The organism is Limosilactobacillus panis DSM 6035, assembly GCF_001435935.1.
GTDB lineage: Bacteria > Bacillota > Bacilli > Lactobacillales > Lactobacillaceae > Limosilactobacillus > Limosilactobacillus panis.
On the sequence record NZ_AZGM01000035.1, the window covers coordinates 1 to 20,373 of the forward strand.

The following is a 20,373-nucleotide window of genomic DNA, read 5'->3' on the forward strand; positions in this document are numbered from 1 at the left end:
ATGCCCTAGCAGCTTAATTATCTAATTTTGTCCAACTTTTGTATTGCACTTCAAAAACTTGTTTTCTCACCATCCTCTTTTAGTTTTCCGAATATTACACAGTAATCGCGGAAAAACCAAATAGGCTAGTGTCTAGCGCCGCGAAGCAAGTCCATTGATTACGGACAATCATTGGCCCGTACCGTGCCAACAATCGTCCTATACTAGCCATACGGAGCACTCTGAAGCTTTTTCCCAGCTTCCTTTTTTGTTAGGGCCATTCACATTTGCCAGAAAAAATGAAATAATAGAGTTTTAAGAGAGAAAATCAAGAGGGGTCAATAATATATGGAATTGCATGTTACGCCTGCACTAACGCTACTGCGCGAGCACCATTTATTGGATCATATTAGCAACTTAACCGATTTTACCGCCACGAATGTATCCTATGATTCGCGGAAGGTGACGCCGGGAACCCTGTTCTTCTGTAAGGGGAACTTCCTGCCTAAGTATTTAACGATGGCCAAGGAAAAGGGGGCAATCGCCTACGTTGCTGAACAGGAATACCCTGAAGGGGGCGACCTGCCGGCAATCATCGTTAATAATGAACAGAAGGCAATGGCTCTGCTGGGGGCGGCCTTCTATGGCTACCCACAAAATGACCTGCAGATCATCGCAATTACCGGGACGAAGGGGAAGACCACGACGGCCTACTTTGCTGACCATATCCTGGCCCACGCAACGAAGAACCACGTGGCCCTCTTCTCAACCCTTGACCGGGTCCTTGGCAACCAGCCAGGTGACCGCTTCAAGTCGGACTTAACCACTCCTGAATCTCTAGACCTCTTTCACGATATGCGGGCAGCGGTTAATAACGGGATGACCCACCTGGTGATGGAGGTATCATCACAGGCTTACAAGAAGAACCGGACCTATGGCCTCCACTTTAACGTCGGGATCTTTTTGAACATCACGCCGGACCACATTGGGCGCAACGAGCACCCAACTTTTGCGGACTACCTGCACTGCAAGGAACAGCTGCTGGTTAATTCCGATACCTGCCTGATCAATGCCGAGACGGACCACCTGGCCGATGTTTACTATGCGGCCAAGACCACGACCCAGCCGGAGAATATCTACCTCTTTGCCCGGCACGGGGCGGACGTCACCTTGCCAGAAGGGGCAGCGATTGACTTTGAGTACCGTAATGACTTGGAGGACCTCCACGAGAGTGAATTTGAGCTGCGGGCCTGCTCAGAAAAGGCGCAGCGCTTTGCCCTTAACGAGCGTTACACCACCAGTGTGCCCGGTGACTACAACGAAGGGAACGCCGTTGCGGCAATTATTTCGACGGCCCTGGTGGGGGCTAAAGCAGACGATGCCAAAGCCACCCTTGACCATGTTCATATCAAGGGCCGGATGGAGATGCAGCGGACTAAGCAGCACGGGACGGTTTACATTGACTACGCCCACAACTACGCGAGTCTTAAGCGGCTCCTGGCCTTTTTGAAGCGGCAGACGGATGCCGGTAAGGTGACGGTTGTCCTGGGGGCCACTGGTGACAAGGGAATTTCCCGCCGCCAGGGATTCGGGAAGGCCCTCACAGAAGAGCATCCCGACCGAATCATCCTTACGACCGATGACCCTGGCTTTGAGGACCCGATGAATATTGCCCGGGAAATAAATTCCCATATTGACCACGACCAGGTTGGTGAGGTCCAATACGAGATGGACCGGGCAACCGCCATTAAAAAGGCAATTGACAATAGCGGAAACGATGATATCGTTGTTCTTGCCGGCAAGGGGGAGGACCCCTACCAAAAGATCAAGGGCGTTGATACCCCGTACGCAACTGATAGTAAGATTGCCGCAGACTACATTCGGCAAATTGAAAATTAATTTATAGAGAGGCACAGGTTATGAAAGCATTTCGCGAAACGATGAGCTGGATTGTCCCCATCGTTATTGGATTATTAATTGCACTGCTGATTAAACAGTTTGTTTTTCAAATTGTCCGGGTCGATGGACCATCAATGGAACCCAACCTGGTTAACAATGAACGGGTCTTCTGTTTGAAGACGGCGAAGATCCACCACGGGAGCGTGGTTGTATTCGATGCCAACGGGGTTGACCCCCGGGTAGCCCAGAAGACGGACTACGTCAAGCGGGTAATCGGTTTGCCTGGTGACAAGGTTCAATCGAAGAACGGCAACATTTACGTTAACAACAAGAAGATCAACCAAAACTACATCAGCAAGGACCAGCGGACCGCGGGGACCGGTAATTGGACGCTGAAGAGCATTTCCGTGCAGAACAGCTGGCTGAAACATAACGGTGCAACCAAGGTGCCGAAGGGTGAATACTTCGTCCTGGGGGATCACCGAAGCGTTTCTAACGATGGTCGTTACTGGGGTTTCGTACCCAAGAGTAAGATTGATGGGGTCGTCAAGGTGCCTTCATGGTCTGGTAACAAGACGATGCGTCAAAACGTCAATAAGGAGTGGCAACACTTCTACGATAAGTAAAATTGAAAGTAGAAATACCGCACAGCGATTGGGCATTGGCCTAATGGTGGTGCGGTATTTTTTATGAGACGTTTTCGCGAATTTTTCTCATTTCGGCGAATAATATTATTTCCGGTGGGGAAAAGTCGCTATAATGAGGGCCAAGGAGGCGAAAATAATGGCTAATAGTGAGAAGATAGTAGACGCCCTAGTTCGTTTTAGGCAATTATCATTTATTCAAATTATTCAGCGAACGATGGTTACCCTCTTTCCCGTGGCCCTGATCGGTAGCTTTGCGGGGATCCTGAGCTTCGTCTGTTTTTCTCCCGACGGTTTCCTGGGCAGTGTCCTATATATCAAGCACTGGCTCCCCCAGTACCGTTTCTTGCAAAACCTGTTTGGCGACGTCAGTGTGGTAACCGTCGGCTTCTTAGCCCCTTACGCCGCGTTCGTTAGTGCCCAGCTAACGGTCCGCCAACACCACCGTGAAATTCCGTCAATCGGTATTATTGCAATGGCCTGCTACGTCCTGGGGTTTTACCATAGCATCCGGCCTGCAGGTAACACCGTTGACATGCGTTACTACACGGCCAACTGGTTCATTGTCGGGGTTGTGGTTGGCTACTTGGTGGGCCTGATATTCGTCAAGTTCGGTCACCAGACGTCAATCAATAATTTCGATACCAAAAGCAATGACATCCTGAAGAGCACCTTTACCAACCTGACCCCCATCTTGCTGGCCCTCCTGGTGGCCTTTTTGTTCCACCTCTGCTATGCCCTGGCAAGGCAGACGGGACTTGATGTCATGATCAACCAGGCGGTCACCGCCGCGGTAGATAGTCACAGTAACTACGCGACGACCATGTTGATGGCAATCCTGGCAACGGTTTTGACCTGGTTGGGCTTTGCCGAGTCCATCAGCATTTCAAACGAGATGTTTAAGAGTGAGCTCTTCGCGAACCTCAACTATGCCTTGACCCACAAGACCAGCCTGAACGTTCCCTATCCCTTCACGCCAGCCGCTTTGTACAACGGCTTTGGCCAGTTCGGTGGGGTGGGATTAGCCCTGGCCTTATTGATCGCTATCCTGTGGGTCAGCCACCATCAGAACCAACGGACAGTCGCCAAGACCAGCGCCATTCCAGTCTTCTTCAACACTAACTTGCCCCTGACCATGGGTTGTGTGGTCATGCTCAACCCCATTTACGTCTTACCCTTCGTCTTGTTGCCCCTCCTTAACATGGTATTGGCGAGTGGCCTGATCATGTTTCATATTATTTCACCCCTGGTTTATCCCGCGCCATACGGGACCCCTGGGGTACTCGCTGCCCTGGTAGAAACGGACGGCAGCTGGTGGGCCCTTTTATGGTCGCTGGTTTTACTGGCGATTGACGTTTTGGCCTACATTCCCTTTGTTAAACTAGCTGACCGGGTAGAGGACCGGCTGGCTGGGCAGCGAAAGGCGGGTGAAGCGCATGGACAACACTAGACGTCGCCGCTGGTGGGTACTAATTTGTCTCTTCCTGGCAATCGGGATCTGTGCGGCCTTAGCGGGGCGGTGGACAAACCGTAACGTGGACCAGATGGAAACACGGCAACGGTCACCCATGTCACCGGTCATCATGATTCCGGGTAGTAGTGCATCCGTTAACCGTTTTGATACCCTGGTTAAGAAATTGAACGCCCTTGACCATCAGGATCACAGCCTTCTCAAGGTCAAAGTTTATAACAGCGGCCGGATTGTTTACACCGGCAAGATCCGGCCGCGTGACCGGGAGCCCTTCATTGTGGTCGGCTTTGAGAATAATCACGATGGTTACAGCAACATCAAGCTCCAGGCAAAGATGTTTAGCCGGGCTTTTAACCAGCTAAAGAGCCGGTACGCCTTCAACAACTTCAAGGGAATCGGTCACTCAAACGGGGGCCTAATCTACACCTACTATCTTGAACACTACTTTAACGAACGCCAGATTAAGATTACCCGCCTGCTGACGATCGCCAGCCCGTTTAACTTTGCGGAACCGATTAACCGGAAGACGGAGATGCTCCGTGACTTTGAAAAGAACCGGGATAAGCTCCCTAAGAATATGATCGTGTATTCTATTGCCGGTTCCGAGAACTATGTTGAAGACGGGCTCGTTCCGGTAAGCAGTGTGGAGGCGGGCAAGTACATCTACCAGGGAGTCGTCAAAAGCTATACCCAGGTAACGGTGACGGGGAAACTGGCTCAGCACTCTGCGTTGCCCCAAAACAAGCAGGTCATTCTGCTTATCCAGCGCCACGTGCTAAAACACCGGCAACCACAGCAGAACCGGGGGATGCCGACGACGGGTAACAATAATAAATTATCACGATGAGATGATAAGCTTTATATTGTGAAAGCGCTTTAGTTTTGCTAAACTATAATTGTACAATAATTCACAATCTTAGTAGGGGGTAGTTAATTATGGCAATTGATAAGCAGCAACTATTACGTGAGCATCCTGATATCAAGGACTTCCTGGACCTCAAGCCGACCCTGTGGCTGAACCCAGGGGCCTTAGCTAACGACCAGATTTGGCAGCACGAGCGGTTTACAATTGAGGACATTGAAGCATCCGATGCTGACCTCCACCGCTACGCCCCCCTGCTTGAAAAGGTCTTCCCCGAGACGATTGAGACCCACGGAATCATTGAATCACCCCTGGTCTTGGCCGACAAGATGGGTCAGGTCCTGGCTGAAAAGGAGAACTTTAGCGGCCACCTGCTGGTAAAGCTCGACTCCGAATTATCAGTTGCCGGGTCAATCAAGGCCCGGGGTGGAGTGTACGAGGTCCTCAAGTTTGCGGAAAAGCTGGCCCTTGAAAACGGGATTATCGCGGATAAGGATGACGATTACACCAAGCTGGCCCGCCCGGCCGCCCGCCAGCTTTTCAGCCAGTACAAGGTTCAGGTGGGCTCGACCGGGAACCTCGGCCTGTCGATCGGGATTACGGCTGCGGGCCTTGGCTTCAAGGCAATCGTCCACATGTCTGCGGACGCGACCCAGTGGAAGAAGGACCTCTTACGAAAGAAGGGGGCCAAGGTCATTGAATACACTGGTGACTACAACACGGCAGTTGCCCAGGGACGGAAGGAATCCGATGCTGACCCGCACAGTTACTTCGTGGACGATGAAAAATCCGCAACCCTCTTCCTGGGCTACGCGGTGGCGGCCCTGCGGATGAGAAAGCAGCTTAAGGATCTCGGCATTAAGGTTGACCGTGACCACCCAATGTTCATCTACAGCCCGTGTGGTGTTGGGGGCTCCCCGGCCGGGGTCTGCTACGGGATGAAGATCCTCTTCGGTGACGCAGTCCATACCTTCTTCGTTGAGCCAACCCACTGCCCGAGTGTTGGCCTCGGAATGGCTACCGGCCTCAATGAGCAGATCAGTGTTAAGGACGTTGGCATTGACGGGAAGACCGCCGCGGATGGACTGGCTTGTGGCCGGCCATCCGGGATTGCCGGGCGGATCATGAAGCCAATCTTGGCCGGGGACGTCACGGTGGATGACGCCAAGCTTTTCGACTACATGCGCCTCCTTCACGACACCGAGGACCGGATTATCGAACCATCCTCCTGTGCGGCCTTTGCGGGACCGGTGATGCTGTTTAACACGGCAGCCGGGAAGAAGTACATGGCCGACCACGGCCTGACACCGGAGATCATGAAGAACAGTATTCACGTTGCCTGGGCTACCGGGGGAAGTAAGCTGCCGGAAGCCACCGTTAAGGAATACCTGAATACCCACCTCGACTAGTTTAGGGTGACCTCGCCCGCCACGTTGGTATTGAAGAATTTAGCCACGGCAGCAACGTCCATCCCCTGACCGAGGGCCCACATTAACTTGGTGATGGCACTCTCGGACGTCATGTCATGGGCACTGATGGCCCCCTGGAGGAGCGCCTGTTGCCCAACCTCATACTTAGTTAAATCACTTCGTTCATACAGGCACTGGCTAGAAGCAATTACCGGGATGCCCCGCCGGATCAGCTTACCGACGGCCGCAACCAGGTTACGCCGAATATAAGTCATGCCACCAAGTCCATACGCCTCAATAACAATCCCGTGACAACCGCTCTGTGCCATCGCGTGGAGGAGGCGGGGGTCAAATCCCGGAAAAAGCTTAACCAGAGAAACGTTGGCGTCAATGTCGGTGTTTAGTTTGCACTGACCGTTGCTGACCTTCTCTGCTTTTTGGATTTCAAAGCCGTCCGAGGTGACCCGGGCGACCGGCGGGACGTTGACGCTCTCAAAGGCGTTAAAGGAGGTCGTGCGGACCTTAACGCTGCGGCAACCCAGGATCACTTGCCGGTCAAAGGCCAAATAGATTCCCGGAGCGCACTTGGCAGCGGCCGCAAAGGCCACCCGTAAGTTGCCGGGGGCATCACTCAGGATGACGTTCATCGGCACCTGACTACCCGTCAGGACGACAGGGAGGTTGATGTTTTGCAACATGAAGGTCAACATCGAGGCGGTGTAGGCCATCGTGTCGGTTCCATGTGAAACAACGATGCCGTCGTAATCGTTGCGGTACTTGTAGATTTCCCGGGCGATTAGTTTCCACTCCTCGGGCTGAATGTTTGATGAATCGAGTTCGAGGATGTCTTTGACAACGATCTTGTAGGGAATTCGGCCGAGCATCTTAAGCAAAGACTCGCCGGATTCACCAGGGACCAGGCCAGAATCGGAGACAACCGAGGCGATGGTGCCCCCGGTTGATAAAAGCAGCAGTTTCTTAGTTGTCATTTTTTCACCAGCTCATTCTTTTTTAATGATATTTTAGTGGCCAATTATTCTGGTGACAAGTCTTAACTTAGGACCACCGCAAGAGGAAAAGGTATGGTAAATTAGGTATAGCGATAAAAACGAAGAAGGAATAGTGGATGTTTTATTTTATTACCAGCCGTCAGGACAGGCTGACGTCGGCTATTGAGCTGGCCCAGGCGCAGCGCCTTAAGATTTTTGACCACTTAAAGCAACCTGCCAAAATCATCACCTTAGAGTACAACCACGCCCATTATGAAGTGGAGAAGAAACTTGATATCGAAGGAAGGGTGGTTAACCTGTTCCAGTACTTCCAACAGCTACCCTACCAAAATACGGGTGACGACCAGCAGATTATTGACAAAATCCTCCACCAGCCCGGCTTTACGGTTAAGGGAAACGTGGCCTACCAAGACGATAAGGAACGGATCAAGGTTGTCATGAACGGTGACCGCCTTTACTACGTTGATTACTTAGACCGCTTCGGCTTTACCGACCGGCGGGACTTCTATGACCAGGGCTGCCTGTCCTACACGGAATTCTATGAGGACCGGGCCCGGATGGTAACGCGCCAGTACTATGATGGTAAGGGCCGCGTAAAGCTGGTTTACCACTACCGCGGTGGTGAAAACAACGTTGCCGTGCTGACTCTTATCCAGTTGAATGACCAGGGAAACATGTACCAGTTTGATAACGAAATGGGCCTGCGCGCCCACTTCTTAGACCGCCTGCTCAGCGAAAGTTCGCACCCGGTCCTGATCAATGACCGGTCGGATGCTGACTTTGCGGCCTTCCGCCTAATGAAGACCCACGTGCCCTGTTACCAGGTCTTTCATTCCACCTACACCGCTGACGGTGACCCAGATGGTAAGCTGTTTGAGGTCTACGAGCCCCTGGAGAAGATGCTCCAGGACGGGCAAATCAGTGGCCTGATCTCGGCAACCAAGCGGGAGGCCCAGGATGCGGCCCGGCGGTTCAAAACGTCCGCGAGTTACGGGATTCCGGTGACCTACCTGGCTGATGAGCAACTGAAAAAGCATATCCCGTTTGCCAAGCGGCGCCCGGGCCAGCTGATTGCCGTGGCTCGGTTGACGAACGTAAAACGCCTGGACCACATCATTAATGCGGTCATCCTCCTCCACGCCAAGTACCCCCAGGTTGACCTGAAGATTTACGGCTTTGACGACAGCTGGGACAACTACGCAACGTCAAAATCGTTGAAGCGGCTGGTGAAGGACTGCAAGGCGGGCGATTACGTCCACTTCTGTGGGTACCGCCACGACCTGACAGAGGTTTACGAAACGGCCCAAATTGAGGTGCTGACCAGCTCGTACGAGGGCTTTGCGATGGCCCTCCTCGAGGCGCAGGGACACGGCTGCCCGGTTGTCAGTTATGACATTAACTACGGGCCCGCCGAGATTGTCGATGACCAAGTCAGCGGGCGGCTCCTGCCGGCGGGGGACCCGCATGCCCTGTACGTTACCCTGGAAGAACTATTGACCAACCCCGTCAAGCTGAAATCTTACGCTGACCATGCGCAGGCGGCGGCTGCCAAGTTCTCCTTTGCTAATGTCACTAAGCAGTGGGCTAACTTCCTAGATAGTGAAGGAATAAGGGAATAATGTACAAAAGGACCCGAAAAACGGTGAAGTTTTCCGGATCTTTTTTTTTACTTACATAAAAATTTCCGCAAGCTGGTGGAGGACCGCCTGGTCATTGTTGGTGCCGATGACCCGGGTCGCGGCTGCCTGCACGTTGGCCGGGGCATTTCCCATTGCGTAGCTCGTGCCGGCGAGGTCAAACATCTCGAGATCGTTTTCCCCGTCGCCAAACACGGCCAAGTCGGCCGGATTCAGCTGCCAGCGCTTGAGGAGGAGCCTAAGCCCGTATGACTTATCCATCCCCGGGATAATCAGGTCAACCGCGCCATAGCCACTGGCGGTTGCCCGGATGACGCCCGCAAACCGGGTGTTGATGTCGTGGGTGAGGGCTGCCTGGCGGTCGTGCGGAACGTTCAACGCGAATTTGAAAATGAAGTCATCGTCAACATCATTGACGTCATCAACGGTCTTGATCCGGGTGTAGAAGTTGGGGATGATTTGCTTAAAGTCGTCATCGGCCCGGTTTAAAACGTAGGCGTAGCGGCGCCCACTTGCACAGTAGTTGATCCCGGGAAGGGTGTCCAGGTAGGTCGTGATCTTGCGGACATCTTCTGCCGACAAGCGGTCACAGGCAAGTTCCTCATTTTGGTCGACGGTCAGGACGCCGTTTTCCGCAACGTAGGCGAGCTGGTCGGCCTGGTCAGGGAAGAGGGACCGGAGAAAGTAGTATTGGTCTCCGCTGGCGATGATCAGGCGGGCTCCCTGCGCTTGCATCGCCGCGTAGACGCGGTCAAAGAGTTTCCGGTCAAAAGTCCGGTCCTGACGTAAAAACGTCCCATCAATATCTGTTGCCACTGCGCGAATCATACCGATTCCTCCTTAAATTATCCGTTACTAATATCATACCGGTGGGAACGGCAAAATAAAAGCCGCGCGTATTCGACTTTCAAATGCGCGCGGCTATTTAATACCAATACGTAAAGGAGGCCTATTCGCTTGCTAGATTTTAGCCAAATTGGTTGGCATAGTCATGGACTGGAACCTTCAGAGTGAGGTCACTGGTTGGGTAGGCAACACAGGTGTTGACGTAACCGAATTCCCTATCGGCAGCTCGACGGTGATCAAATTCGGTAGGCGTGAATGTGTGCCCATCCAGAACTTGTGACCGGCAAGCTGAACAAATACCACTCCGGCACATTGATGGGGCGATGATTCCCGCCCGTTCCAGGGCAATCAACAGGGACTCGTTGGCCGCTGCCGGAATCGTCTTAGATTGGTCCCGGGTGATGACGGTCATTGAGAAGGTCTTCCCCTTGGCTTCTGCCGGGTAACCAGCAAATTGGTCCGGTGCGGCGGTATTACCGTTTAATTCGTGGCGAACCCGTCCTGGTGCTAAGTGGAGCTGGGCAACTTCCTTCATCACAAACTGGTACATTACTGATGGCCCACTGATGAAGATGGAGTAGTCAGCTGCCGGAGCATACTTTTCAATCAGGTCCTTACTGATGAAGCCGTGTTCGAAACCAGGTACTTCTTCGTCGCTGAGGACGTTGACCAGCTTGACCCGGTTGGTCTGCTCAGCGATCCCCTGGAGTTCGTCTCCCAAGAGGATGTTATCGTGGCGGCGGCTCCCGTAGAGGATGGTCAAGTTAACATCCAGGGTATTTTCCAGAATTGCTTGGGCCATAGAATAAAATGGGGTAATCCCACTACCCCCGGCGATGGCGACAATATTTTTGCCGTCACGAAGGGGTTCGTAGAAGAGTTCACCCGCGGGACCAGAGGCGGCAACGGTGGTACCCACCTGCCAATTCTTCCAGATGTAAGGGGTAACGAAACCACCGTTGACCAGCTTCATGGTCAAAACATACTTACCCTCTTTAGCCTGCAGGGGTGTCGAACGGATGGCGTACGGACGAGTTACGTAGCTATCTCCAATGTGGAGGCGGAGGGAAATGTATTGGCCAGGCTGGAAGGTGGCCAACTTAGTGGTGCCCTTGTCCTTATCAGGCGCGAAGACAAAGCTCTTGGCGTCCGGGCCGTGGTCGATAATTTCCGTCACCTTGAGGTATTGGGTTGCCGGGTGCAGGGCCTTAACCAGTTCGTTCATTGGGTAGGTCTTTGGAAGGTCCGTAGCTGCGGCGGCGTTAATCTCTTCTTGCCGGCGTTGGTTTAACTCCCCTAGTTTGGTAAATGCTGCTTGTTCTTCATTTTTATTCATTCTTAACACCCTCTTTGTCTAATGCCGCACAGGCCATCTTCCCAATCGTAAAGCCAGTGAAGTAGGCGCTGCTGTAACCATCCATCATGAAGCTGCTGCCCCCGCAGAAGTAGAGGTGCGGAATTGGCTGGGCTTCCTTGTCCAGGTTAGCCATCCGGGCAATCGTCTGGCCCCACTTCTTACCATAGTAACCGTAGATATCGCCATTTGGCGTTCGCATGTAGCGGGCAAAGGTCTCTGGGGTGGCAATGGCGACTTCTTCCACGGCGTCACTGATTTTAATTCCCGTAGCGTCTTCGTATTGTTTGATAACGCGCCGGGCAATCTTGTCCTTAACCTCGTCATAGTTTTCCGCGGTGACTTGGTCCCAACTACCGTCACGGTATAACTGAGTGGCGTAGAGTAGGGAGGTCCCCGCCGGCGAACAGCCAGGAACAGCGATATTTAGGCAGTTCATGATCATGAAGTCGTTTTGATCCAGGGTGTTCATCCGTTCGTACTGGGTCCGGGAATCGCCGGTACTAGAGATGAAAACACTGTAATCCTTGATGCCAAGCTCTTCGGGAGACTTATTTAGTCCCAGGTAAACCAGGTAGCCACTCGTCCCCAGCTGCCGGGCGTTGGTGAGCTTCAGGGTGTGTTCCGGCACAACTGCCGGGTCAATCATCTTGGCATAAACTGTGTTCGGTACCAAGTCACAGATAACCTGCCGGCCATAGATTTGGTCATTGCCAACCTGCACACCGACAGCTTGACCGTCTTGAGTCAGGACCCGCTTAACCTCGGTGTTAAACCAGACGTCACCACCGTTGGCTTGAATTGCGTGGACCAGGGCCGTGGTGATTTCGTGGCTCCGGTTAGTTGGCGCGTAGGCACCGTTCTCGACGTAGGTGACCAGCATTTCGGCAAAGTATGGGAACTCAAAGGTATCGCTCGGAATCCCAATGTAGCACCAGTAGGCTTCGAGAATCTGCCGGGCCTTGAGGGGAATGTTAAGTTCGGCTAACACTTGGTCGTAAGGAACCGTTGCGTACTTAACAAAGGCGGGCGCTAATTTAGCAACTTCTTGGAGTAACTTACCCGCTTGCAGGAGGTCGTAGCCCTTGATGCATTCTTCACCGTAGTCGAACAGCTTGCTGACGCCAGCCCGGCTACCAGGAACGACTTCCTCAATCTTGTCGATTACGGCTTCACGACCGTTTGGCAGGGCGACATCAAAGCCATCCTTACCGGTAATGATGTAGCGGTAGGCGCCTGGAATCTCGTGCATCGCTAGGTCGACGCCGAGCCAGTTAAACATCTGCCGGATTCCCTGCGGCTTTTCCTTCGGCCCATAGGCAGCCAACTCGTGCAGGGCGGTCTCAAATTCAAACCGGCCCCGGACAAAGCTTGAAGCAGCGCCGCCGGGGAGGTTGTGCCGTTCGATCAGTAAAGTTTTCTTACCAAGTTTACAAGCGGTTGCTGCAGCAACGAGGCCACCGTTACCTGCACCAACCACGATGACATCATAATTTTTTGCCATGGTAATTCATCCTCCATTCACAATTTCTTGACTACGCTTTCATTGTAGGCGAGACGGGGGATGAATGGTATCGCTAATTGGGTAATATGGTATAATTTGTTAAGAACATCACTTGTGGTTTCTGGTATGACCAGTACAAGAGGGGGGGATAATTCAATGGAATTTAAGAAAATCCATGCACCGAGTTCGACGGACCTGTTTGTTAACCAGCTGAAAACGGCCATTTTAACGGGTGAATACCAACCGGGGGATCAACTGCCGAGTGAGCGCGAGCTAGAAAAGTAGCTGGGGGTCAGTCGGGCGGTAATCAATACGGGTCTGAAACGCCTGCAGGACCGCCACTTTATTGAAATCAAACCGCGGTATGGCGCATTCATTACGGATTACCGGGCCACGGGTGACCTGCTGACGATGAACGAAATCATCAATTTCCACGGCGGACACTACCGAATCTCTTTGCTGAAGTCGATTTACCGGGTCCGCAACCAGATTGAGGCGGACATTATCCGGCTCGCTGCCGGGCGGCATGATGAGGAGGGCCTACGCCAGGCAAAGTATGCCCTCGCCCGAATGGCCAATGCGGAAACGGAAAAGGACCGGTCGGCGGAGTACTTTAACTTCATTCACGCTCTGGCGATGGCTTCCGAAAACGATGTCTACCCCCTGTTGGTCAATAACTTTAAACCGATTTATCTGACCCTGGGGCGGTGGACCTGTGAGAATATGCGGTCAGCTGATTTTCAAAGGGAGGGCCAGCACCTCCTTGACCTGGTCAGTGCGGGCCAAGCGGAAGCGGCCGTCCAGGATAACGTTAATTTGATCAGGAAGAACTACCAGCTTTTGAGTGGGCAGGATGATTTGGAACTAGGGTGAAATAAAGCGTCTCATCAGTCATGGGCTGAGGAGGCGCTTTTCGCTAGACAATTAAGATTTCGTGTTGCTTGGGTTTAGCGGACGTGAGCTTAATTGCATTCATGGTAGTCAGGTAGTCAATTGCCCGCCGGGTCTGGGCCTTTGCGAACCCTTTTTGCTTATTATTATCAATTATTTCATTGTCCCGAATCCCCAGGACGGTCTGATACGAGAAGAGCTTTGACTGAGCAAGCGAGAATAATACCTGACCGACCAGCTCAGGTGATGTCCTTTCAGGAAAGTGCGCTTGGTGGTGTTCAATCCACTGACGGATTTTCTGCTTGGCATTGTCCAGTTCGGCCATCGATTGGCGTAAGTTAACAAGGTTCTCCTGCTGCTGACTCACGAGAATGTCTAGAAGGGATTCAATAAAGAAGGTTAAATCAGCACGGTTCTCCGCGTTATCAGCTTCGATGAAGGCCTTGTAGTAGTGCTGAACGTTTGCGTGGATGGCCGTTGCCACTGAGAAACCAGTAAAGCGGTCAAACTTGCTGGAAATATAGGAAGAAAGGAGGTACCGGCCCATCCGTCCGTTACCGTCGAGGAACGGATGGGTGTTTTCGAAGAAAAAATGGGTGATGAGGGCCTTAAAGAGGGCGGGCATATAATCGTCATTCATAAACGTGATTAACGTAGTCAACGCCTGCTGGATCTTACTTTCACTAGCGGGTGGCCGGTGGACGACCTTAGTAGCAGAGCTAATTGTCAGGGCTTCACCGTTTGGTAGTTGGTCCCGGAAAATTTGGCCATTGGGGAGCCGGTCAGCGGTGATTTCGCCCTTAAGAAGAATATCGTAGATTGCTCGAAAATCGTGAAGGGAACTAATGTGAATTGGCTTACCATGTTGCGTTTTCTGGTAAAGCTTAATTGTGGAGCCGAGACGTCGTTTAGAAACGTTATTTTGACGATGGGCAATCAGGTTATTCTCTTGGATAACCGTCCCAATTTCAATTTGGCTGGTTTTGACGCCTTCAATCTCATTGGTGTAGAAAATCTCCGCAATGAGAAGTGAGTTAAGGAACTGACTGATTGCAATCGGTGGTAGATGTCCGGCAATCTTTTGGATTCGCTTCGAATTTAGGCGAAACTGTTCAGCTAAGTCCAAAATATGGGGGAGGGGGAGAAAGAAAATAGGGTATTCACTGGTTTGCTCCTCACTTCGGTAAGTAAGGAGGGGGAACAAGGCCGTCTTTTGCGTCGTGTAAGAATTAAGACGCTGCTGGTATTCTTTTTCCGTGACGATTCGCGGGTCCTCATCACTATGGGTGACGTATTTGAATTTTGCCAGTGGAAAATACTTCATGATCGATCCTCCTAATTTCGTTGATTTGACAATATTATAGCATTTCTTAAGACAGCTATTTGCTGAAAACCGCGTTTTCGGCAAATAGAGTGTTAAAACAGGACTCCTAAATCGTGAAAATCGCATTTTCGGCAAATAGAATACAAAAATAAGCTTCCTAAATTGCAAAAATCCAATTTTCAGCAAATAGAAACTAAAAGAATCTCCCTAAAACGTTCAACGTTTTAGGGGATTTTGTACTTCTATTAACGTGTTTCGTGGCAGTGGGCCTAGTGCCTAGCACACAAAAAGGCCTGACGCATCCTGCGCCAGACCCTTTTACGATGCTAGGCATACGGGCCCACTTAAGGCCACTTCGCACTTCTATTAACGTGCTACAATCCGCCGGGCCTAAATGTCCAGTTACGAAAAATGGCTAGCCCGTATCCGTGCTAACCATTTTCTTATACTGGCCATCCGGCCCTAATACGCGGCTTTTCGCACTTCTATTAACGTGCTCCATTCCCACGGGGCTGAATGCTTAGCTACGAAAAAAGCCCGGCCCGTAACCGTGCCAGACTTTTTCCTATGCTAATCATCGCCCCTCTGCGGGGGATTTCGCACTTCTTCCTTATGGGTTCAACCGATTAAGCATCCGTGGGAATGGAATGTTTTCCCGGATGTGGTCTTGCAGGGTTACCCATGCTAAGAACCGTTCCAGACCCATTCCGAAACCAGAGTGCGGTACCGAACCGTACTTACGGAGGTCGTCGTACCAGCCGTATTCTTCCTTGCTCAAGCCGTTTTCTTCCAGCTTGTTGGTGATGTATTCGTAGTCGTATGAACGTTCCGAACCACCAATGATTTCACCGTAGCCTTCTGGAGCCAACAGGTCGGCACAAATAACTTGCCGGTCGTCCGTTGGGTCAGATGGCATGTAGAAGGCCTTGATTTCTTTGGGGTAATTCTTAATGAAGACCGGCTTCTTGAATTGGTCTGCCAGGTAGGTTTCTTCTGGTGAACCAAAGTCGTCGCCGTACTTAACGTCAATGCCGCCTTTTTGCAGCATTTCGATGGCCTTCTTGTAGGTGATCCGTGGGTATGGCAATTCAGTAAACGGCTTCAGGCTTTTGACGCTCCGGCCAACCATTTCCAGTTCCCGTGAACAGTGGTCAATCAGGTCCTGGATCAGGTAGGCAACGTATTGTTCCTGAATCTCTTCACTCTCTTCTTCGTGACACCAAGCCATTTCTGGTTCAATCATCCAGAATTCCATCAGGTGCCGCCGGGTCTTGGACTTTTCTGCCCGGAAGGTTGGGCCCATTGAGTAAACGCGGCCTAATGCCATGGCCCCAGCTTCTTCATATAATTGACCAGATTGTGACAGGTATGCACTACGGTCAAAGTAGTCAGTTTCAAACAGTTCCGTCGTTCCTTCTGGAGCACTTCCCGTTAATTCAGGAGCATCGAACTGGGTGAAGCCGTGCTTGTCGAAGAATTCCATTGTGGCCAGCTTTACCCGGCTCCGGATCCGCATCAAAGCCCATGGCTTGCGACTCCGTAACCATAAGTGACGGTTGTCCAGCAGGAAGTCAATCCCGTGTTCCTTGTTACCGATTGGGTAGTCTTCACTCTTGCCCACAACTTCAATTTCTTGAATGTGAATTTCGTACCCAAACTTGGAACGCTTATCTTCGGCAATTTCACCGGTAACGTAAAAACTTGTTTCCTGGTGTAAATCGTGCTTTGCCAGGTCGAATGTTTCAGGTGAAACATCGTTCTTCCGGATGATTCCCTGGAAGAATCCTGTCCCGTCGCGGAGTTGCAGGAAGGCAATCTTCCCACTTGACCGCTTATCAGTTAACCAAACACCAATCTTGACAGTTTCACCCACGTGCTTTGGGGATTCGCTGATCGTAATTGTCTCCATCTAATACTCACTCCTAAACTAAGATTACAGAATCTGAATGTGTGAGGCAGCGCACTTGTCTAACATTTCTTGTGGCCAAACACTGGCTTGAACTTCACCAACGTGGGCCTTGCCAAGTAGCAGCATGCAGAGCCGTGATTGACCGATTCCACCACCAATGGTGTATGGCAGTTCGCCCTTCAATAGCATTTGGTGGAATGGCAGCTTTTCACGGGCCTCTTCACCGGCCTTTTCTAGCTGTTCCTTCATAGATTCAGGGCTAACCCGGATCCCCATGCTGGAGATTTCCAGCTTCTTTTGAAGGGGCTTGTACCAGAAAATAATGTCACCGTTGAGTTGCCAATCATCGTAGTCGGGTGCCCGGCCATCGTGCGGCTTGCCGCTGCGCTTCAGCTTATCACCAATCTTCATTACGAAGACGGCACCAAGTTCCTTAGCAATTTTATCTTCCCGCTCCATTGGGGTCAAGTCTGGCCAGCGGTCTTCCAATTCCTGGGTTGTGACGAAGTGAATTTCGTCTGGCAGTTGGTAAACGGCGTCCGGGTAGAGTTCCCAGAGTTCACGTTCAATCTTCTTGATAACCTTGAAAATTTGCCGAACGGTGGCCTTCAAAGTCGTTTCCGTCCGTTCTTCCTTGGCGATGATTTTTTCCCAGTCCCACTGATCAACGTAGATGGAGTGGAAGTTGTCGAGATCTTCATCCTTCCGGATGGCGTTCATGTTGGTGTACAGACCTTCGTGCATGCCAAAACCGTACTTCTTCAGGGCCATCCGCTTCCACTTAGCCAGAGAGTGGACCACTTCAATTGTCTCGCCTGGCAGACCCTTCATGGAGAAGGAAACTGGCTTTTCAACCCCGTTCAGGTTATCGTTGAGCCCGGTGCCCTTTTCGACGAACATTGGGGCGGACATCCGTTGCAGGTGCAATTCGTGACCGAATTCATCCTGGAAGTTTTCCCGGATGAACCGGATGGCTGCTTCGGTGTCACGGATAGATAACTTTGGGTCGTAGTCTTGTGGAATAATCAAACTCATAATTAACACTCCTCGTAATTTGATTTGAGGATAAAATAAAAAGCCTTTCATCCCCCGTAAATCGAAGGGACGAAAGGCTTTATTCCGCGGTACCACCCAAGTTGCCTAAGAATCGTAATTCTTAGACCGCTTTTCGAACGCAATCACGTTCTACCGGTGTGGTAACGTACCGGGGACGGCTGAGCCTACTTTAATCGTGATGATTATTTGGGTCAGCGGCACTGCGAGAAAGTGTTTTTCAAACGTCCAGGGTCGGCCGGTCTCTCACTATCACCAGCTCACTTTACGAATGCGGCATTTTACTCTTCTTCCTCATTGCTTTTGAAATCTTTAATGATATTCTAACCTGTTTTTTATAAATTGCAAGACCTTTTTACCAAATTAATTATGAATGGACCAAGTCAACCGCAGCTCAGTGCTTGTTTGGCGCGTAATGACAAAATCATTATCCTGGTAAAATTTAATTGCCTGCTGGTTCTGACGGTAGGCGGCTAATTCTAATCATTGGTTACCGGTCCAAACGTAAGTTAATTCGTGACAACTGCCGCAGGATGATCAGGACCAAAACAGCTTCGAGCGGCCAGGAGACAATCTCCTTTGGCAAGCGAATTGCCAGCAGGGCGGTAAAGGCCCGACCGGTACTGGAAGAGGTCATGCTCATCAAGTAGACCCATAGCGTCGTGAAGAAGACGTTAGTCACCAGGATCTGGAAAAATTCGTAGATGAAAATCCGCTGCCAGGTGATCCTTTGGTTGTACAAAAACATCCCGGCAATTACTCCGGAAATAAAGGCGGAGAAGGTAAAGCCAGGGAAGAACATGCTTCCCGTGTTCAAAATAGTGTTGCTAACGAGGTCGTTAACAACCATTGCGGCGCCCCCAATCCAGGGCCCTAAGTAGTAACCAATCAAGGCCGTTGCGATAAAGCCGAAGCTAAATTTGAGAACGGTCGGGTCACCTACCGAGAGCTTGCTCAGGATAATCTGGAGGGCAACTAACAGGGCTGCTAAGGTCATGTGGCGGGTCGTAAAACGCGGCCCAGCAAAAGATAGTACTGACATCATCAAGACACTCCCTAAAATTTTATTTGTTAGGGAACCATCGACGGTTGTCCGTGGTGAATGTGGAAAACCAAAGCAGCCATCCGGCCTCCTTCCAACGTTCACATTCCGTTCCGCTGGACAATAACTCTGGAGTTCCTACCCCAACACAGGCAGTATACGATAGATACGGATAATTAGCAATACTGCTGCTTAAAAATGGGACTAAATAAGAACTTTTTATGCTCAAATAGTAAATATTGTTCAATGATATACAAGTAATCGCTAATTGAAAATAGTTATAAAAAGTTATAAAATGAAGGAAATAGTTATAAAAAGTTATAAAATGAGGTGGATAGCGTGGATAATCCTTTTAACCCGAGTTTTGGCACTGTGCCAAGCGTCTTCCTTGACCGGAATGCATTGAACCGGCGTGTGATTGATGAATTGAACCATCCTAATTCACCCTTCCGGACTTCTTTAATTTATGGTCAGCGTGGCGCTGGTAAAACTACGCTAATGACTGATGTTGCAAATGAATTAGCAAAAAGAAATAATTGGCAAGTTGTGAACTTGGTACTGGATGATGACTTATTAAATTCACTTTTAGCTCAGCTGCGTGAAAAAATAATCACGCTGAAAATCTTTAAGGATTTTGATTTAAAAGTTGAATTTAAAGGAATTCAACTTAGTACCGGTATTGGGGGCCCTGATGAAGGTGGGGAATTTCAGACAAGGTTTCACCAATTGTTGCAGAAGTTTACTGAAAAGGGAATTAATATTCTCATTACTATTGATGAGGTCAAGGCAACCCCCTTATTAAGAAAACTAGTAAGCTGCTACCAGGTGATGTTACGCTACAATTTGAAGGTTTCACTACTAATGGCCGGTTTGCCGGAAAATGTATCAGAAATTCAAAATGATGATGTTTTAACCTTCCTGTTAAGGGCGAATCGAATAACGCTTAACCCGCTTGGTGTCGAAAGTATCAAAGGGAGCTATGCACATATTTTTCGGGAAGCCGGCTACCAGATTGACTCAACAACCCTTCTTTACATGACAAAGCAAACAAAGGGGTTTGCTTATGCCTTTCAGTTACTTGGCTACTGGGTCTGGCAGGGGGCTCACAAGCAATCAACTAACCGGATTAGCAAGGAAACGGTCGATAGGATCCTTGATCATTACACCAGCGACCTTTTCAGAAATGTCTACTACAAGGTCTATCACGAGATGTCAATGAAGGAGCGCGAGTTTGTTCAGGCCATGGTCAAGTCTGGCCAGCAAAAGGTTAAGGCCCAGGATATTAGCCAGATCATGGCCAAGGCGCCTAACTATATTTCGGTTTACCGGCGCAAGTTAATTGATGACCAGATTATCATGCCGGCGGGGTATGGTTATGTTCAATTTATGCTGCCGTTCTTTGACCAGTTTGTTCAGGAGCAGATGATTCTTGATGAGTTCTAATTAAAAGGCGGTACGCCATTCCAATTTGGATGCGTACCGCCTTTTGCTAGTGCGCCCGGCATGGGTATTAGCTAGGTGGTGAAAGTCCACTATGGG

The 20,373-nt window shown here is 50.6% G+C and carries 17 protein-coding genes, 1 riboswitch and 1 other annotated feature; of the genes, 9 read left to right on the forward strand and 8 right to left on the reverse strand.

Translation table 11 applies throughout. The features are described from left to right. Positions 1-327 precede the first annotated feature (327 nt). The 5 genes from FD32_RS02645 (at position 328) to FD32_RS02665 (ending at position 6,264) form a co-directional block, all read left to right on the forward strand. Complete coding sequence (locus FD32_RS02645; protein WP_047769512.1) at positions 328-1,878, forward strand: UDP-N-acetylmuramoyl-L-alanyl-D-glutamate--2,6-diaminopimelate ligase; 1,551 nt, start codon at positions 328-330, stop codon at positions 1,876-1,878. Positions 1,879-1,898: 20 nt separating this feature from the next. Further along, entirely contained in the window at positions 1,899-2,504 is a 606-nt protein-coding gene (gene lepB, locus FD32_RS02650) for a signal peptidase I (RefSeq protein WP_047769510.1), read from the forward strand. Positions 2,505-2,661: 157 nt separating this feature from the next. Further along, complete coding sequence (locus FD32_RS02655; protein WP_047769508.1) at positions 2,662-3,972, forward strand: PTS transporter subunit EIIC; 1,311 nt, start codon at positions 2,662-2,664, stop codon at positions 3,970-3,972. Beyond that, on the forward strand, positions 3,959-4,840 hold the full coding sequence (locus FD32_RS02660) for an alpha/beta hydrolase (RefSeq protein ID WP_047769506.1): 882 nt from the start codon (positions 3,959-3,961) through the stop codon (positions 4,838-4,840). Before FD32_RS02655 ends, FD32_RS02660 begins: the two co-directional genes overlap by 14 nt. Before the next feature lie 89 nt (positions 4,841-4,929). Continuing rightward, a complete protein-coding gene (locus FD32_RS02665; protein WP_202812211.1) occupies positions 4,930-6,264 on the forward strand; it encodes a D-serine ammonia-lyase in 1,335 nt (444 codons plus the stop codon). On the opposite strand, the gene FD32_RS02670 is transcribed toward FD32_RS02665, so the two are convergent. Next, positions 6,261-7,253, reverse strand: coding sequence for an asparaginase (locus FD32_RS02670; protein WP_047769504.1), 993 nt, complete (start codon positions 7,251-7,253; stop codon positions 6,261-6,263). The genes FD32_RS02665 and FD32_RS02670 overlap by 4 nt on opposite strands. A 137-nt stretch (positions 7,254-7,390) precedes the next feature. Between FD32_RS02670 and FD32_RS02675 the strand changes: the two genes are divergently transcribed. Continuing rightward, positions 7,391-8,893: a glycosyltransferase gene (locus FD32_RS02675; protein WP_047769503.1), complete on the forward strand. Its 1,503-nt coding sequence runs from the start codon at positions 7,391-7,393 to the stop codon at positions 8,891-8,893. A 51-nt stretch (positions 8,894-8,944) separates the two neighbouring features. On the opposite strand, the gene FD32_RS02680 is transcribed toward FD32_RS02675, so the two are convergent. The 3 genes from FD32_RS02680 to FD32_RS02690 all read right to left on the reverse strand — a co-directional run bounded on the left by FD32_RS02680 (position 8,945) and on the right by FD32_RS02690 (position 12,615). After that, positions 8,945-9,739, reverse strand: coding sequence for a Cof-type HAD-IIB family hydrolase (locus tag FD32_RS02680; RefSeq protein WP_047769501.1), 795 nt, complete (start codon positions 9,737-9,739; stop codon positions 8,945-8,947). Between the two features lie 139 nt (positions 9,740-9,878). After that, positions 9,879-11,093, reverse strand: coding sequence for an iron-sulfur cluster-binding domain-containing protein (locus FD32_RS02685; RefSeq protein ID WP_047769499.1), 1,215 nt, complete (start codon positions 11,091-11,093; stop codon positions 9,879-9,881). Beyond that, entirely contained in the window at positions 11,086-12,615 is a 1,530-nt protein-coding gene (locus FD32_RS02690) for a phytoene desaturase family protein (protein ID WP_047769497.1), read from the reverse strand. Before FD32_RS02690 ends, FD32_RS02685 begins: the two co-directional genes overlap by 8 nt. 156 nt (positions 12,616-12,771) lie before the next feature. On the opposite strand from FD32_RS02690, the gene FD32_RS10180 reads away from it, so the two are divergent. Together FD32_RS10180 and FD32_RS10185 are read left to right on the forward strand one after the other, a co-directional pair. Further along, entirely contained in the window at positions 12,772-12,900 is a 129-nt protein-coding gene (locus tag FD32_RS10180) for a GntR family transcriptional regulator (protein WP_235803741.1), read from the forward strand. Positions 12,901-13,017: 117 nt separating this feature from the next. Then, entirely contained in the window at positions 13,018-13,488 is a 471-nt protein-coding gene (locus FD32_RS10185) for an FCD domain-containing protein (protein WP_268872407.1), read from the forward strand. Between the two features lie 43 nt (positions 13,489-13,531). On the opposite strand, the gene FD32_RS02700 is transcribed toward FD32_RS10185, so the two are convergent. From FD32_RS02700 to FD32_RS02715, 4 genes are all read right to left on the reverse strand, one after another. Then, entirely contained in the window at positions 13,532-14,830 is a 1,299-nt protein-coding gene (locus FD32_RS02700; protein ID WP_047769494.1) for a Fic family protein, read from the reverse strand. 610 nt (positions 14,831-15,440) lie between these two features. Continuing rightward, positions 15,441-16,739, reverse strand: a complete 1,299-nt coding sequence (asnS, locus tag FD32_RS02705) for an asparagine--tRNA ligase (RefSeq protein WP_047769492.1) — start codon at positions 16,737-16,739, stop codon at positions 15,441-15,443. 24 nt (positions 16,740-16,763) lie between these two features. Continuing rightward, positions 16,764-17,774, reverse strand: coding sequence for an aspartate--ammonia ligase (gene asnA, locus FD32_RS02710; protein ID WP_047769490.1), 1,011 nt, complete (start codon positions 17,772-17,774; stop codon positions 16,764-16,766). A 62-nt stretch (positions 17,775-17,836) separates the two neighbouring features. Next, positions 17,837-18,099, reverse strand: a binding site (T-box leader). Between the two features lie 183 nt (positions 18,100-18,282). After that, positions 18,283-18,834 (reverse strand): folate family ECF transporter S component, encoded by a 552-nt coding sequence (locus FD32_RS02715; protein ID WP_275453128.1) that lies wholly within the window; start codon positions 18,832-18,834, stop codon positions 18,283-18,285. A gap of 52 nt (positions 18,835-18,886) precedes the next feature. Next, positions 18,887-18,982: riboswitch (THF riboswitch) on the reverse strand. 191 nt (positions 18,983-19,173) lie between these two features. Between FD32_RS02715 and FD32_RS02720 the strand changes: the two genes are divergently transcribed. Beyond that, positions 19,174-20,277 carry an ATP-binding protein gene (locus tag FD32_RS02720; RefSeq protein WP_047769486.1) on the forward strand — a complete coding sequence of 368 codons (1,104 nt, stop codon included), beginning with the start codon at positions 19,174-19,176 and terminating at the stop codon, positions 20,275-20,277. Positions 20,278-20,373: the final 96 nt, after the last annotated feature.